This is a genomic window from Halocella sp. SP3-1 (assembly GCF_003953885.1).
Classification (GTDB): domain Bacteria; phylum Bacillota; class Halanaerobiia; order Halanaerobiales; family DTU029; genus Iocasia; species Iocasia fonsfrigidae.
On the sequence record NZ_CP032760.1, the window covers coordinates 2,259,869 to 2,276,338 of the forward strand.

The 16,470-nt window shown below is 35.5% G+C and carries 16 protein-coding genes, 1 tRNA gene and 1 other RNA gene; all 18 read left to right on the forward strand.

What is annotated here, in order from left to right; translation table 11 throughout:
• Positions 1-44 precede the first annotated feature (44 nt).
• The 18 genes from glyQ to queA all read left to right on the forward strand — a co-directional run bounded on the left by glyQ (position 45) and on the right by queA (position 16,468).
• Positions 45-908, forward strand: a complete 864-nt coding sequence (gene glyQ / locus D7D81_RS10690; RefSeq protein WP_125989855.1) for a glycine--tRNA ligase subunit alpha — start codon at positions 45-47, stop codon at positions 906-908.
• Positions 901-2,958 carry a glycine--tRNA ligase subunit beta gene (gene glyS, locus D7D81_RS10695; RefSeq protein ID WP_125989857.1) on the forward strand — a complete coding sequence of 686 codons (2,058 nt, stop codon included), beginning with the start codon at positions 901-903 and terminating at the stop codon, positions 2,956-2,958. Before glyQ ends, glyS begins: the two co-directional genes overlap by 8 nt.
• Positions 2,959-2,983: 25 nt before the next feature.
• A complete protein-coding gene (locus tag D7D81_RS10700) occupies positions 2,984-3,985 on the forward strand; it encodes a deoxyguanosinetriphosphate triphosphohydrolase (RefSeq protein WP_125989859.1) in 1,002 nt (333 codons plus the stop codon).
• 109 nt (positions 3,986-4,094) lie between these two features.
• Entirely contained in the window at positions 4,095-5,867 is a 1,773-nt protein-coding gene (gene dnaG, locus D7D81_RS10705; RefSeq protein ID WP_125989861.1) for a DNA primase, read from the forward strand.
• Complete coding sequence (gene rpoD, locus D7D81_RS10710) at positions 5,868-6,956, forward strand: RNA polymerase sigma factor RpoD (RefSeq protein WP_125989863.1); 1,089 nt, start codon at positions 5,868-5,870, stop codon at positions 6,954-6,956. It abuts the gene before it with no gap.
• Between the two features lie 181 nt (positions 6,957-7,137).
• Positions 7,138-7,214: transfer RNA gene (locus tag D7D81_RS10715), tRNA-Ile, on the forward strand.
• Positions 7,215-7,326: 112 nt separating this feature from the next.
• The gene (locus D7D81_RS10720; protein WP_125989865.1) at positions 7,327-8,436 is read left to right on the forward strand and encodes a Nif3-like dinuclear metal center hexameric protein; all 1,110 of its coding nucleotides are present in this window, start codon (positions 7,327-7,329) and stop codon (positions 8,434-8,436) included.
• A gap of 30 nt (positions 8,437-8,466) precedes the next feature.
• A complete protein-coding gene (locus tag D7D81_RS10725) occupies positions 8,467-8,658 on the forward strand; it encodes a TraR/DksA C4-type zinc finger protein (RefSeq protein WP_125989867.1) in 192 nt (63 codons plus the stop codon).
• A gap of 93 nt (positions 8,659-8,751) precedes the next feature.
• Positions 8,752-9,095, forward strand: an RNA gene (gene rnpB, locus D7D81_RS10730) — RNase P RNA component class A.
• A 47-nt stretch (positions 9,096-9,142) separates the two neighbouring features.
• Positions 9,143-10,636 (forward strand): sensor domain-containing diguanylate cyclase, encoded by a 1,494-nt coding sequence (locus D7D81_RS10735; protein ID WP_125989869.1) that lies wholly within the window; start codon positions 9,143-9,145, stop codon positions 10,634-10,636.
• A 75-nt stretch (positions 10,637-10,711) separates the two neighbouring features.
• Positions 10,712-10,954 (forward strand): hypothetical protein, encoded by a 243-nt coding sequence (locus D7D81_RS10740; RefSeq protein WP_125989871.1) that lies wholly within the window; start codon positions 10,712-10,714, stop codon positions 10,952-10,954.
• Positions 10,932-11,138, forward strand: coding sequence for a hypothetical protein (locus tag D7D81_RS10745; protein ID WP_125989873.1), 207 nt, complete (start codon positions 10,932-10,934; stop codon positions 11,136-11,138). The genes D7D81_RS10740 and D7D81_RS10745 overlap by 23 nt, the downstream gene beginning before the upstream one ends.
• 176 nt (positions 11,139-11,314) lie before the next feature.
• Positions 11,315-12,076, forward strand: coding sequence for a YebC/PmpR family DNA-binding transcriptional regulator (locus D7D81_RS10750; protein ID WP_125989875.1), 762 nt, complete (start codon positions 11,315-11,317; stop codon positions 12,074-12,076).
• A 90-nt stretch (positions 12,077-12,166) separates the two neighbouring features.
• Positions 12,167-12,847, forward strand: coding sequence for a BofC C-terminal domain-containing protein (locus D7D81_RS10755; RefSeq protein WP_164522219.1), 681 nt, complete (start codon positions 12,167-12,169; stop codon positions 12,845-12,847).
• Between the two features lie 53 nt (positions 12,848-12,900).
• Complete coding sequence (gene ruvC, locus D7D81_RS10760) at positions 12,901-13,386, forward strand: crossover junction endodeoxyribonuclease RuvC (RefSeq protein WP_125989879.1); 486 nt, start codon at positions 12,901-12,903, stop codon at positions 13,384-13,386.
• A 24-nt stretch (positions 13,387-13,410) separates the two neighbouring features.
• On the forward strand, positions 13,411-13,995 hold the full coding sequence (gene ruvA, locus D7D81_RS10765) for a Holliday junction branch migration protein RuvA (protein ID WP_164522220.1): 585 nt from the start codon (positions 13,411-13,413) through the stop codon (positions 13,993-13,995).
• A gap of 3 nt (positions 13,996-13,998) precedes the next feature.
• Entirely contained in the window at positions 13,999-15,024 is a 1,026-nt protein-coding gene (gene ruvB / locus D7D81_RS10770) for a Holliday junction branch migration DNA helicase RuvB (RefSeq protein WP_125989883.1), read from the forward strand.
• Between the two features lie 421 nt (positions 15,025-15,445).
• Positions 15,446-16,468, forward strand: a complete 1,023-nt coding sequence (queA, locus tag D7D81_RS10775) for a tRNA preQ1(34) S-adenosylmethionine ribosyltransferase-isomerase QueA (protein WP_125989885.1) — start codon at positions 15,446-15,448, stop codon at positions 16,466-16,468.
• Positions 16,469-16,470 lie beyond the last annotated feature (2 nt).

Genomic DNA, 16,470 nt, shown 5'->3' on the forward strand with positions numbered 1-16,470 from the left:
ATGGGGTTTTTATATGATCATGAAAATGAAAGGATGGGGTAAATATGAATTTTCAGGATTTAATTAATCTATTAAATAAATTCTGGGGTGAGCAGGGTTGTGTAATTGAACAACCCTATGATACTGAGGTAGGTGCTGGAACAATGAGCCCGGCAACTTTCTTAAGGTCATTAGGTCCAGATAAATGGAATACAGCTTATGTTCAGCCGTGTAGAAGACCAACTGATGGAAGGTATGGTGATAACCCCTTTAGATTACAGCGCTATTTTCAGTACCAGGTGATTATGAAACCTTCACCTGAAGATATTCAGGAATTATATCTTGATAGTTTAGAGTCTCTAGGTATTGATCCTTTAAAACATGATATTCGTTTTGTGGAGGACAACTGGGAATCACCTACATTAGGTGCCTGGGGTCTTGGTTGGGAAGTATGGCTTGATGGTATGGAAATAACCCAGTTTACCTATTTTCAGCAGGTGGGGGGCTTTGAAGCAAAACCAGTTACAGCAGAAATAACCTATGGTCTAGAAAGGTTAGCTATGTATCTTCAGGAAAAAGAAAGCCTTTTTGACATAGAATGGGTTGATGGAATAAGTTATCGGGATATATACCTCCAAAATGAGATTCAGCAATCAACCTATAATTTTGAGGTTTCTAGTATCAAAACATTGTTAAAATTGTTTGCTCTCTATGAAGAGGAGGCAAAAAGGGCACTGGAAAATGATCTTGTATTACCAGCCTATGATTATACCTTAAAGTGTTCTCATACTTTTAATCTTCTTGATGCCAGGGGTGCTATTAGTGTAAGTGAAAGAACAAGATATATTTCCAGAGTAAGGGAGCTTGCCCATCTTTGTGCTAAAAAATATCTGGCTATTAATGTAAAAGGAGTTGAGAAAGATGTCTAGAGAGCTATTATTTGAAATAGGCACAGAAGAACTACCTGCTAACTATATGAGTACGGTCAGGAAAGACTTTAAAAATCTAACTGAAAAAACATTTGAGAATAAAAGGCTTGTTTTTGATGATTGTCAGGTATATTCAACACCAAGGCGATTAACTCTTTACATGAAAGGTTTAACTGAAAAGCAGGAAAATAAAAGTGAATCCCTCAGAGGCCCTGCCAAGAGTATTGCCTTTGATAAGGCTGGCAAACCAACTAAAGCTGCTCTTGGTTTTGCCCGCGGACAGGGGGTAGATATTGATGAACTTATTATCAGGGATGGTTACCTCTATCTTGAGCGTGTTATTGAAGGCAAAAAAACAGTAGATATATTAGCTGATGTTTTTTTAAGTATTATTAATAAAATGAACTTTCCCAAGGCTATGCGTTGGGGGAATAGTACAGAGAGGTTTATCAGACCTATCAGGTGGTTGTTATTATTATTCGGTGAGGAAAAAATTGATTTTTCTTTTGCTGGAATAGAATCTGATAAAAAGACCTATGGACATCGGTTTTTAACTGATAAAGCTATTACTATAGATAATCCAGCAGAATATTTTTCTAAACTGGAAGATGCCTATATAGTTGTTGACCATAATAAAAGAAAGGAGTTAATATTAAAACAAATAAAGGATTTATCCCTTACTGAAGGAAATGTTCTTGTAGATGAAGAATTACTTTCTGAGGTAATAGAACTTATAGAATACCCAACTACTTTTTTCGGTAGTTTTGAGAGGGAGTATTTAAAACTACCAGAAGAGGTATTAACAACTTCAATGATGGAACACCAACGATATTTTCCTGTAGTAGATAAAAACGACAATTTATTACCCTATTTTGTGTTTGTTCGAGATGGTGCAGAGGAGTATATTGATGAGGTACGATATGGTAATGAGATGGTTTTAAGGGCCAGACTGGCAGATGCCCGTTTTTTCTATGATGAGGACTTAAAGCTCAGCCCAGTAGATAGGCGGGAAAAACTTAAAGATATAGTTTATCAGGAAAAACTGGGTAGTATGTATGATAAGGTGCAACGTATTAAATCTATTGCCTCAAAAATGGCTGTCTCTTTTGAACTTACTGCTGAACAGATAGATATTTTAAAAAGGGCAGCAGAACTGAGTAAAAATGATCTGGTTACTGAAATGGTCAATGAATTTTCAAAACTTCAGGGTATTGTGGGGAAGGAATATGCCCTGGTAAATGAAGAGAGTAGGGAAGTTGCTGAGGCGATTTTTGAACAATATCTACCCCGTTATGCTGGTGATAGCCTCCCTGAGACTGTTTATGGGCAGATAATCAGCATTGCTGATAAAATTGATAGTATTGTAGGACACTTTAGTCTAGGTCACATCCCGAGTGGTTCACAGGATCCTTTTGCTTTACGACGTCAAGCTTCAGGTATAGTAAAAATTATCATTGAAAAAGACCTGAATCTTAAACTTGACACCTTAATCAGCTACACTTTTGAGGTTATGAATAAGCAGGATGAAAAACTATTACAGGAAATAAAGGATTTTCTGGTACAGAGAGTTAATAATATATTAGAAGAAAAGGGTATCAGATATGATATTATTAAAGCTGTCATAGCAGTCAATAATAATGACCCAGTGGATCTTATGGATCGGGCAGAGGCAGTTATGGAATTGAGGGAGGATAATCCTGCCTTATTTATTGATCTGGTTAGAGGTCTTGTGCGGGCGAAAAACCTTGCCAGCAAGGCTGAGAAGGAATATAACATAGATAAGGGCTTGTTAAAAGAAAATGCTGAACTTGATTTATATAAGAGTTATCTGGAGTTTAGTGGTGAGATAAATACAATGTTTAGCCAGGGAAATTATCTGTCTGGTCTAAAGAGATTTGTAGAATTGAAGGCGGCTATTGATAATTTTCTTGATAATGTAATAGTGATGGTTGAAGATGAAGATATAAAAAATAATCGATTGGCATTATTACAAAAAGTGAGCGCTTTGATTACTGGGGTAATGGATATAGATAGTATTGCTTTAGATTAGGTTATGATTTTGGAGGGGAGGAAATATGTTAAAAAGGGTTGATATTGAAAAAAGAGAAGCAGAGATACTTTCTCCTTATGCCTTTTTAAGTAAGAATAGTCAGGGCAGGCTTAAGGAAGAGCCTGAGTGTGATATTCGTACTGTTTTTCAGCGTGACAGGGATAGAATAATCCATTCCAAGGCTTTTCGCCGTTTAAAACATAAAACACAGGTTTTTATTGTGCCAGAAGGGGATCATTATCGAACCCGTTTAACCCATACATTTGAAGTTGCTCAGATTGCCAGGACTATTGCCCGTAGCCTTGGTCTTAATGAGGATCTTACTGAAGCAATGGCCCTCGGGCATGACCTGGGACATACCCCTTTTGGACATGCCGGGGAATCAGCTCTTAATGATATTTCTAATCTTGGTTTTAAACACAATGAACATAGTTTACGGGTTGTTGATTATATTGAATCTTTAAACTTAAGTTTTGAAGTAAGAGATGGTATTTTAAAACATACCGGGGATGAGATACCTCTGACCCTGGAGGGAGAGGTTGTTAGAATAGCTGATCGTATTGCTTATATTAACCATGATATAGATGATGCCTTAAGGGCTGGGGTTATAAGTAGAGAAGATCTGCCGCTCAAAGAGATTAATCTTCTGGGAGAAACTCACTCAGAGAGAATAGATACTATGGTCAGGGATATGATAAACTCAAGCTGGGAGCAGAAAGTTATTAAACGAAGTCCAGCAATAAAGGATGCTACAGAAAAGCTAAGATCTTTTTTATTTCAAAAGGTTTATATTGGTTCAGCAGCCAAAAAGGAAGAAGAAAAAGCTAAAAGATTGGTACAACATTTATATGAATATTATTTATGTCATATAGATGAAATCCCTGAACATTTTAAAAGTAAAGAAAAAGGAATAAGAATAAGTAATGAACAACTGGTAGTAGATTATATTGCTGGTATGTCAGACCAGTATGCTATGAATAGATGGAAGGAATTATTTCTTCCCTTCCCCTGGATAGATAAAAAATAAAAAATATTTGCAGGAGATTGTGGATTTTTAATGAATTAATGAATATGTAAAAAAGATTAAAGCAGGAATTTTTCCTGTTATGACGAAACTTTAATTAGGGTGAGTTAAATTGCCTGGAATAAATGATAGTTTTATTGAAAAATTAAAAGACAGGGCTAATATTGTTGAGCTGGTTTCAGATTATTTATCTTTAAAGAAAGCTGGCAAAAATTACAAGGGACTTTGCCCATTCCATCAGGAAAAAACCCCTTCATTTAATGTTGATCCTGAGAAACAGTTGTATTATTGCTTTGGCTGTGGCGCTGGTGGTGATATTATTTCATTCTTGATGGAGATTGAAAATACTACTTTTATAGAGGCGGTTAAGGTTATAGCCAGAAGGGTAGGATTAGCTATACCTGAAGAGAATCCTTATGAACAACAACAGACAAAGGCAAGGGATAGGGTTTTTACTATTAATAATCTTACTGCTCGTTTCTATAATTATCTATTATTAAATGATCAAGCGGGAAAAAATGCCCTGGCTTATTTATATAAAAGGGGGTTTCAGGAAGAAGATATAAAAAAATATCAACTGGGCTATGCACCTGACAGCTGGCATGCTTTATTAAAGTTTCTGGCCTCTAAAGGATATCAGCAAGAGGAATTACATCAGATAGGATTGATTTCGAAAAGTAAGGGCAATTATTTTGATAAATTTAGAAATAGGGTGATATTCCCTATTTTTAATGTAAGGGGAGAGGTTCTTGCTTTTGGTGCTAGGGTAATAGATAGCGCTGATTCTTCTAAACCAAAGTATTTAAATTCACCAGAAACCTTAATCTATAAAAAGGGGGAAAATATATACGGATTAAACTGGGCTAAAAATTCTATTCGCAGCAATAATTATTCTATAATTATGGAAGGTTATACAGATGTTCTGACAGCACATCAATATGGTATTGATAATGCTGTGGCCTCACTGGGGACAGCACTGACAACTGAGCAGGCAAGATTGTTAAAGAGGTATGCTTCAACAGTATATATTGCTTATGATGCAGATGCTGCCGGAGCCAGGGCTACTATGCGCGGTCTTGACATATTAAAAAGTAATGGTTTAAAGGTTAGAATTGTTAGTTTGCCTGAAGATATGGACCCTGATGAATATATTAAAAAGGAAGGTGGAGATGCTTTTAGAAATTTTTTGAAGGAATCCCTTCCTTTAATTGATTTTAAAATAAAGGAACTTGTTAAGAACAGGGATTTTTCTCAAGTGGAAGAGCGAATAGATTTAACAAGGAAATTAATATATTTACTGATTAATATAGATGATAATATAGAACGTCAGGTATATGCCGATAAAATTGCAGAGAGATTTGCAATAGATAGGGCGCTTATTAAAAAAGAGCTTAATAAGGGTTTGCAGGAAAAAGATACTAAAAAAAAGGATAAAAATTATAAAAACAGATATACTAAAAAGGATAATGAGACAAATACCCCTAATAATATAAATAGAATAGAAACAATTATTATTAAACAATTGATTGATAGGCCTGATATCCGGGAAAAGGTGCTCAGGTATCTTGAAACAGATTTTTTTTCCAGGAATAATAGGAATATTATAGAGTATATTTGCGAAAATCCCCGTTTTGATGTTAAAGAAGATATTAATAAGCTTCAGGATAAAGAATTAAAAAAAAGGATGCTTGCTTTTGCGGTTGCTAATAATAATAGCAATATAATTAACAAATTTGGGGTGATTTTTAGTAAATTTATTTTAGAGGTAAAAAAAAGATTATATGCCAGGCTTCAAAATAGTGATAATATAGAACTTGACGAATTAAATATCCTGTTATTGAATTTTAAAAAGTTGTCTGCTTATAATAGGAAGGAGGGATTTTGAGTGACTGAAAAAAATGAACTCAATTCTATAAAAATTGCTGAGGTTAAAGAACTAATAGAAAAAGGTAAAAAAGAAGGAAGTTTAACATATGAAGAAATAATGGATGCTCTTGAAGAAATAGACCTTAGCTCTGATGAAATCGAAAAAATTTATGAGCTGTTTAATGAAATGAATATAGATATTCTTGATAATAATAATGATGATGAAGATAAACAGGAAGATGATGAAGAACATTTAGATATTAGTATACCTGATGGTGTTGGGATAGATGACCCGGTAAGAATGTATCTAAAAGAGATAGGTAAGGTTCCTTTATTAACTGCTGAGGAAGAGGTTAAACTTGCCAAAGGTATGGAGGCAGGTGATGAGGCCTGCAAAAGAAAGCTTATTGAGGCCAATCTACGTTTGGTTGTAAGTATAGCCAAGAAATATGTTGGCCGTGGTATGCTATTTCTTGATCTGATTCAGGAAGGTAATATGGGTTTGATTAAGGCTGTAGAAAAGTTTGACTATCGCAAGGGATACAAATTTAGTACTTATGCCACATGGTGGATTAGACAGGCGATAACACGTTCTATAGCTGATCAGGCACGGACAATACGTATACCTGTCCACATGGTTGAAACTATAAATAAATTAATCAGGGTTTCACGGCAATTATTACAGGAAATAGGTAGAGAGCCGACACCTGAAGAGATAGGTGAAGAAATGGATATGTCTGCTGAGAAGGTAAGGGAAATAATGAAGATTGCCCAGGAACCTGTTTCACTTGAAACCCCGATCGGGGAAGAAGAAGATAGCCATCTTGGTGATTTTATTGAAGATGAAGATGCCCCTGCACCAGCGTCAGCTGCATCCTTTATTTTACTTAAGGAACAGTTAGATGATGTTCTTGATACCTTAACTGATAGAGAAAAAAGGGTTCTGGAATTGAGATTTGGTATTGAGGATGGACGTCCAAGAACCCTGGAAGAGGTTGGTAAGGAATTTGGTGTAACCAGGGAAAGAATTAGACAAATAGAGGCAAAAGCATTAAGGAAATTGAGACACCCTAGTAGAAGCAAGAAATTAAAGGATTACTTAGATTAAAAAGGGTAGTAATAGAGAGCAAATAAAAGAATATACAGGTTTTTTATATTTTAAATTACTCCTATGGAATTAAATAGACACTTTGCATGATTGACCGTAAAGTTATTATATCATATAATAAGTTTTGCGCGAATAAAGATAAACTTTCTGGATAAAACAGATTATTGTAGCGGGATGTAAAGGGCCCATAGCTCAGCTGGTCAGAGCAACCGGCTCATAACCGGTCGGTCCCAGGTTCGAATCCTGGTGGGCCCACCAATGAATATGCCACCTTGTTCTAGTATACTTATAGAACAGGGTTTTTTGATTTATAGATATAATATTATTGATTCACCAAAAAAAGCAATTTGAATATAATAAAGGAGAGGGTATGATGATAAAAGTACAGGATATCCTGGATAGTTTATATAAACTTGCTCCTGTAAGCCTAGCATTTGACTGGGATAATGTAGGACTTCAGCTTGGCAGCAGGACTCAAGAGATTTCTTCTGTTTTACTCTGTCTTGATGTAGACAATAGTATATTAGATGAGGCCCTGGGGAATAACTGCCAATTGATTATTTCTCATCACCCTTTTTTCTTTAATTCTTTAAAAAATATTGATCTGGATTCTAAGCAGGGTAATATAATTAAGAAGTTTATTAATAAAAATATTAGTTTGTTGAGTTTTCATACAAATCTTGATATTGCTGTTGATGGCTTAAATGATTATCTGGCAGAAAAACTTGAGGTTTATAATTGTCAGAATCTCAAAGTCCTTAATTATGAAAAACTATATAAGTTAATAGTCTATATACCTGAGTCTCATTATGAAAGGGTTAAGATGGCTATTTTAGATGCTGGTGCCGGCTGGTTTGGTAATTATAGTCATACTTCTTTTTCTACTGAAGGTAGAGGAACTTTTAAACCGTTGCCAGATAGTCAACCTTATTTAGGTAAAAAAGGGGTTATAAATACGGTAGATGAGATAAGGTTTGAAACAATTATAAAAGAGGATGATCTAGAGACTATCTTAAAAGTAATGATTAATGAGCATCCTTATGAAGAAATTGCTTATGATCTATACAATTTGACTAATAAGGGTAGAGAAGATGGGATTGGTAGGATAGGACGCCTTAGGAAGGCATGTACTTTAAAAGAGTATCTTGATTTTGTAAAAAGGCGCTTGGGATTAAAACAACTACGTTTTGTTGGTGAAAATAACAGACACATACGTACAGTTGCTCTCTGCTGTGGAAGTGGGTCTGATCTGATTGAGTCTGCCAGTAAAGCAGGGGCAGATTTATATATAAGTGGGGATATAAAGTATCATGATGCCCAATTGGCTGATCGACTAGATATGGCTTTGCTAGATGCTGGTCATTATGAGACAGAGATTATTGTTAAAGAGTTATTACGTGAATATTTATCTAAAGAAATAAAAGGGATTAACTATCTTGTTTCCAGTGTTAATACAAATCCCTGGAAATACAGGGGATAGATTATAACTTTAAAAGGGAGGGTAAATCATATGATTATGTTCTTTCATACCTGTATTAAATGTGGAAGATTAATAAATCCCGAAAGGTTAGAGGTCCTCCCTGAGACCAGAATTTGTAAGGATTGTGCAGAAAAACTTGGGAGTGATATGATTATTAAAGATACTAAGATAGGAATGGACCTTGATACCTATAAGGATTTACTTGGTGCGATCAGGAGTTAAGGTATGAAACCTTGACATTAATTATATACAGTGTTATACTAACAATGAATTATTTATATCGAACAAAAGTACTGGGTTTATTTTAAAATAGCATAAGTTGACCGGGTGATCGCAACTATTATTATAGTTGAGGAAAGTCCGAGCTCCATAGGGTAGGATGCTGGATAACGTCCAGTGGAGGTGACTCCCAGGAAAGTGCCACAGAAATAAACCGCCTGTTAATTTTTTAGCAGGTAAGGGTGAAAAGGTGAGGTAAGGGCTCACCAGTGTTCAGGTGACTGAACTGCTAGGTAAACCCCATCTGGAGAAAGTCCAAATAGAGAGAACTAAGGTGGCCCGCCTGTTCTCCGGGTAAGGACGCTGGAGATATCAGGTAACTGATATCTTAGATAGATGATCATCCCAGACAGAACTCGGCTTACAGGTCAACTTATTCTATCTACATCAAAAAAAGAATAGTTGTGTTAGGCTTGGGGGCGAAAAGATGGTGGTTAAAAACCTCATAGAAGACTTTTTGGAATTTTGTCTAAGCTTAGATGCCTCAGTAAGTAAAGAATTTATAATGGACAGTATTCATAATTTTGCTGTTAACCATTTTCCCATTATTAGAAGCGGTTTATTTTTAGAAAAAGAAAAAAAACTTACTATAATTCCCAGAAATAATTTTTATACAAGTGAAATGCCTCCCGAGCGGTATTTACTCAAAGAAATAAAGGCTAACAGGGGTTTGATAATTGAAGAGCTAAACAATGAATATAAACTGTTTCCTGGACTTGAAGAACAGGATAATCCTTCAGATATACTAATACTCCCTCTTTATGATGGGGCTGATTATATTGGCTTTTTATTTTTTTATACAGGCACAGTTGTTGAACTGAATAATTTAGAAGAAAGTGTTTTGTTATTAACCGGTAAATTTTTTTCTATTATACTAAATAAAAATATATTATACAATAAAATGGAACAGAGACTGGCTGAATTACTTACCCTACAAAATGTAAGCGATTTTGTTAATTCAACCCTGGATTTTGAAAAATTGCTTGATATAACTTTAGATGCCATAGTAGGTTTAATTGGTCTGCGTTCCTGTTCTATTACTGTTTTTATAGATAAACTTTTTGATGATGTGTTTTCACGTAAACAAAAGGCTTTAATTGCCAGTATGGAAAATAAAAAAGAAATCGTGATTGACCTTAATAAGGGTATTTATAAGAAATTGGCTAGCAAAAGGTCACTAATTTCTGGAATGGTAGAGATTAATGATGGAGATGACATATTTTCTTTTTTCCCCTCAAAAGAGATAAGTAATAATACTAGATACCAATATATTGTTTTACCTATAAATAAAGGAAATGAATTATACGGTTCTATCAATATTTTTGACCCTACCTTGGAACATCTTAATAACATCCAACATAATTTTCTTGAATCTTTTGTTAATCAGTTTAGTATTGCTCTACAAAATGCCAAATTATACCGCAAACAGGAAGAAATGGCAAACAAGGATGGTTTAACTGGTTTATTTAATCACGGCTATTTTCAGAATAGATTAAGTCTTTTACTAAATGAAAAAAGTAAATGGCCTATTTCACTGCTTCTTCTTGATATAGATGATTTTAAAAAAGTAAATGACCAATATGGTCATTTGATTGGAGACAAGGTTTTAAAGGAACTGGCTGTTATTTTTAAAAAATATACCCGTGATGGTGATCTAGTTGCCCGTTATGGTGGTGAAGAATTTGCTATTCTATTACCTGAAACAGATCTAGCAAAAGCGGATGCTTTGGCTAATAGGTTAGTGAAGATAATCGATAATAATAAGATTAAACTTGATAATGAAAGATTACATATAACTGTGAGTATGGGTGTGGCAGAGTATACCCCTGATCAGTCTAAGGAATATTTTATTGACACTGTAGATCAATTATTATATCAAGCAAAAGACAATGGAAAAAATAGGGTTGAAACCGCCGAATAAATTTTGTACAATTATTGTATTATTTTAAGGGAAAATTATTATAATATAAATAACAAATAATAATGAGGTGTTAAAATGAAGAAGGGGAATGTATTAGATGCTGTAGAACGCCTAAATTCTACACTAAGCAAAGTGGCAGAATTTGATGTCTCAGATGTAAATCTAAGTGATAGAGTCCTTGATAATCGGATCATTACCCTTGAGGGATATCTTAGATTCCTGGAGAGTGAGGGGATTCCCAAGATTGAATTGATTAATAAGTTGTTAAAAAAGCAAAACGGAGAAGGTGAGTTAGATGACAGACCAGATCTACTATAAAGTTCAGTACCCACTTAAAAAGGCAATCAATATTATTAAAAGAATAGATCCTGATGATCCCTTTAATGGTAAAGAAATAACAAGAGAAGAACTGGCAGAGATTGATTCATTTCTACGTCTGTGGAATTCAGAAGGCAAGCAGAATTTACAGGATGTAATTAGTAAATTAAAGAAGATACAATAACAGATATGATGATGAAATTTATGGTGATAATGTCAAGGGATAGATTCTCCAATTTTTCCTTGACATTTATCTTTTAGCCCTGTGATTTTAACCAGGGCTGATATTTTAAGTTCATTGAAAACTTTATTAAAGTATGTTAAAATAAACTTCGAGTTTATTATTTAAGGAGGGGTTGTATGGCTGGTCATTCAAAATGGGCTAATATAAAACATAAAAAATCGAAAGAGGATGCCAAGAGGGGAAAGTTGTTTTCTAAATTGAGTAAAATGATCTCTTTAGCTGCCCGTGAAGGTGGCGGTGATCCAGAGATGAATTCTGATTTGCGTCTAGCTATTCAAAAGGCTAAGGATAATAATATGCCGAATGATAATATAGAAAGGGCTGTAAAAAGAGGTACAGGTGAACTTGAAGGTGTAGATTATGAAAAGTTTGTCTATGAGGGCTATGGCCCTGGTGGTGTTGCTTTATACCTGGATCTTATGAGTGATAATAGGAATAGAACAGCTGCTGAAATTAGACATCTGCTTAGCAAGCATGGTGGTAATCTAGGTGAATCAGGTTGTGTAGCCTGGATGTTTAAACGGAGAGGCCAATTAATTGTTGATTTAGCAGAGATTGATTATGATGAAGATGAGGTAATGTTGGAGGCATTAGAAGCAGGTGCAGAAGATGTAAGTGTAGAAGATGGGATGGTAACAATATTTACTGATCCTTCTAATTTTGAAGAAAGCAGAAAGAAACTTGAAGAGGCAGGTTTAAAGTTTTCTGCTGCAGATATAGCAATGATACCTGATAATACGATAGAACTGGACAAAGTAACTGCCAAAAAAAACCTCAAGTTGATGGATGTCCTAGAAGACCATGATGATGTACAGGAGGTTTACTCAAATTTTGATATTCCAGATGAGATCATGAATGAAATATCAGAAGAAGAGTAAGGTCCAGGACACTGATTTTTCAGTGTCTTTTTGTATATTTTTTGGGTTTATGGGTAAAATAATCCTAAAAATATACAGGGGATGGAATTCATGCGTAAGATAACAAGACAGGTTTTGTTAGTTTCTTTTTTAATCTTTGCCATTATGCTTATATGGAATGAAGTTGATACTAATCATCATAATAATTCTTTAGATACACCGGATATTAAGCTGTCTGAGTTACCTGATGATATTGCTGAATCATTATCACTACTAAGGGAAAGGGCTGCAGAAATGAAGGATGAAGTGGTAAGAAATTATGATTTTAGTCTGGATATTGTTTTTCTTAGCAAAGATAAATATATTAATGCCAATACTCCTTTGATCTTACAAACATATTATAAAGATAAGAATAAATTAATACATAATATTACTGATATGCCTGATGATTTTGTAGGCTTATCAGTAGGTGAACTAAATTCTATTAGTGGTGATTGGACGGTTAAAGAGTATGTTCCTGATAAGTCATTGATTTTATATAGGAGAAGTGTCTCACCGGAAGTTCAATCTAATCATTTTAATCAAGAGAATATTATTATTGGTTTAAAAGATGGCAAAATAGCAATATATACTGCTAATAAAGAAGCAAGGGAATTGGAGAAAGTAACTGATATATCTGTTCTTGATTTGCCTGATAACGAGAGGAAAATTCTGGAAAAAGGAATTCAGGTTTACTCCCAGGAAGAGTTATTAACAATCCTTGAAGGTATGAGGAGTTTTATTCAGGATTAATAGCTATAGTTATTACATTTTATAGTACATATATCAGCAATGGGGTGGTTTTTTTGCTAATAATAGGTATTGATCCAGGGTTGGCTATTGTGGGTTATTCCCTGGTGAAAAAGGAGGGCAACCGTTTTTCTGTTCTTGATTATGGTGTAGTCAGGACACCTTCCAGTGACGACAACATTAATCGTCTAAAAAAAATATATATTTCACTGACTGATATAATTAAGGAATATAAGCCAGATGAGATGGCTGTGGAGGAATTATTTTTTAATAAAAATGTTAAGACAGCTATCAGGGTTGGTCAAGCACGTGGGGTAATACTTTTGGCAGGGGCACAGGCTGATATAGTAGTGGCTGAATATACACCATTACAGGTTAAACAGGCTGTAGTAGGTTATGGACGTGCTGCTAAACAGCAAGTGCAGGAGATGGTAAAGGCTCTATTGAACTTAGAAACTGTCCCCAGACCGGATGATGCTGCTGATGCCCTGGCTGTGGCTATTTGCCATGGTAATAGTCAGGGAATAAATAGTATGTTGTAAATAAAACAAAATGGGGGAATAATATTGATAGGATATCTGGATGGACAGGTACAATGGTATAAGGGTAAAACCGTTATAGTTAATGTTAATGGTATAGGGTATTATGTTGAGGTAACAGATGCTGCTATAATTCCTGAAGTAGGTAAAGGGATTAAATTATATATTTATACCTATGTTAGAGAAGATGCCCTATCCCTCTATGGTTTTAAAGAGATTGAGGAGAGGGAACTTTTTACCACTTTACTTACAGTCTCTGGAATTGGTCCTAAAGCTGCCCTTAATATATTAGCAACCCTATCTTATGATAGTTTTATAAATTCAATTTTGACAGAAAATCTGGCTGTTCTGAAACAGGTTTCTGGGATTGGTCCTAAAACAGCCCGCCGTTTAATACTGGAATTACAGGGCAAAGTTGGAGAACTGGCTAATAATCTTTCACAGGGCATTATAAAATCTTCTGATGATGAAGAAATTTATTTAGCGTTACAGGGACTGGGGTATTCTCCTCAGGAAATTAAGCAGTCTCTTTCAGGGATGGAGTTTGCTGAAAACACTACTATAGAAGAAAAAATTAAAAAAGCCTTGACCCGGCTGGGGAAGGAGAGATAGCTTATGGAAGATGAAAAGAGAATTATTTCAGCTGATAGGATCCCTGATGATCTTCCCCTTGATAACACCTTAAGGCCGGGAAAACTTAAATATTATATTGGACAGAGTAAGGTTAAAGAAAAACTGGAGATTTTTATTGAAGCTGCTAAAGCACGTGGTGAAGCACTTGACCATGTACTACTTTATGGTCCACCTGGTTTAGGCAAGACTACTCTGGCTAATATTATTGCCAATGAATTAAATGTTAATATACATACAACATCAGGTCCGGCAATTGAACGCCCGGGGGATCTGGCAGCTATTTTAACAAATCTTCAAGCTAATGATGTCCTTTTTATTGATGAAATACACCGTTTAAATAAGGTGGTTGAAGAGGTGTTATACCCTGCTATGGAAGATTTTTCACTGGATATAATAATTGGTAAAGGACCCAGTGCAAGATCGGTAAGATTGGATTTGGCTCCTTTCACTCTGGTAGGGGCTACTACACGGGCGGGTTTATTAAGTTCCCCATTACGGGATCGTTTTGGGGTAATTAATAGATTGGAGTTTTATAATAAGGAAGAACTGGCCTGTATTATTGAAAGGTCAGCCAGGGTTCTGGGGATAGAGATAGCCAGACAGGGTGCCCTGGAGATAGCCTGTAGATCTCGTGGTACCCCTAGGATAAGTAATAGATTATTAAAAAGGGTCAGGGATTATGCTGAGGTGAAGGCAGAAGGGGATATAACACCGGTAGTGGTTGATAAGGCTTTGAAATTAATGGAGATTGACAGCCTGGGGTTGGACAGTACGGATCACAGACTCCTGCGCTCTATCATCAAGAAATTTTCTGGTGGACCTGTTGGCTTAAATACTATTGCTGCTGCCATCAGTGAGGAATGTGAAACCATTGAAGATGTCTATGAACCTTTTTTACTGCAGATCGGATTTATTGAGAGAACACCCCGGGGAAGGGTAGCGACTTCATTGGCTTATGAACACCTTAATATAAAAAGGGATGAGGATAGTGATAGTCTTTTTGGGTAGTAAGTGTTTGAATGTGTTTTTAGGTTGTATATAACTTTGAAGGCCGACATATATATTTGTTTCCCTTGTCGTGCGCTGCGGTGTCCTACCTCCGCTTACTGTCAAGAAATTTTCCTCCGGCTCACTGACTCTTCTTTTTATTACGCATGGTCGAGTCAGTATCAGACCATCGAGGCCAAGTTCCGTGCCTGCGGATAATTTCTAGAGTCGTACAACAAATATATATGTCTGGATTATTAAAATTAGTTAACTTCTTTAGTAAGAAATACATTTAGGTAAAAAATAATTGTTGATTAAGTCTGGATGGCCTTTAGGCCACTTTATTCTTATCAAAATTGTGAAAATAAATAATGGAAGAGAAATCAATATATTTTGTTTTTATGGTAATAATAATTACAATACTTGTAAGGGGTTTAGAGTCATGGATGTGAATGAGTTTGATTATTATCTCCCTGAAAAACTGATAGCTCAGCAGCCTGTACCAAACAGGGATGAATCCCGCTTGATGGTTTTAGATAAGGCAACAGGAGAGATTGAAGATAGAATATTTAAAGATATTATTGATTTATTAGACCCTGGTGACCTCCTGGTTATGAATAATAGTAGGGTTATACCAGCCAGGTTGTATGGGAAAAAGGTTTCGACAGGTACTGATATAGAGGTCTTACTCCTGACAGAGAAAGAGGAAGGGGTTTGGGAGGTTCTGGTCAGGCCGGGAAAAAGGGTGAAAAAGGGTGTTGAAATATCATTTGGGGATAATGAATTAATGGCTAAGGCTGTTGAGTATACTGAATTTGGTGGGCGGATAATGGAGTTTTCCTATCAGGGTAAGTTTAATGAAATCATTGAAAGACTGGGGGAGCTTCCCTTGCCACCCTATATTCACGAGAAATTAGCAGAACCTGGACGGTATCAAACAGTATATGCTAGAAAACCTGGGTCTGCTGCTGCACCAACTGCTGGTTTGCATTTTACACCACAATTAATTAAACAGTTGGAGGAAAAAGGGATAGATATTGCTTATATTACCCTCCATGTTGGGCTTGGTACCTTCCGTCCTGTTAAGGTTGACAAGGTTGAGAAACATCAGATGCACTCTGAATACTATGAACTTGATACTGCAACTGCAGAATTAATCAAAGAAAAAAAGGAATCAGGTAAAAGAGTTATATCTGTGGGGACTACTGTTACCCGGACACTGGAAACTATAGCTGCTAAAGGGGAAATTAAGGCTAAAAAAGGATGGACAGATATCTTTATCTATCCACCATATAAGTTTAAAGTAATTGACAGCCTAATTACTAATTTTCACCTTCCCAGGTCTACCCTGTTAATGCTGGTAAGTGCTTTTGCTGGAAAAGAGAAGGTCTTAACTGCCTACAAAGAGGCAGTTAACAGGGAATACCGTTTTTTTAGTCTGGGAGATGCAATGTTTATAAAATAACA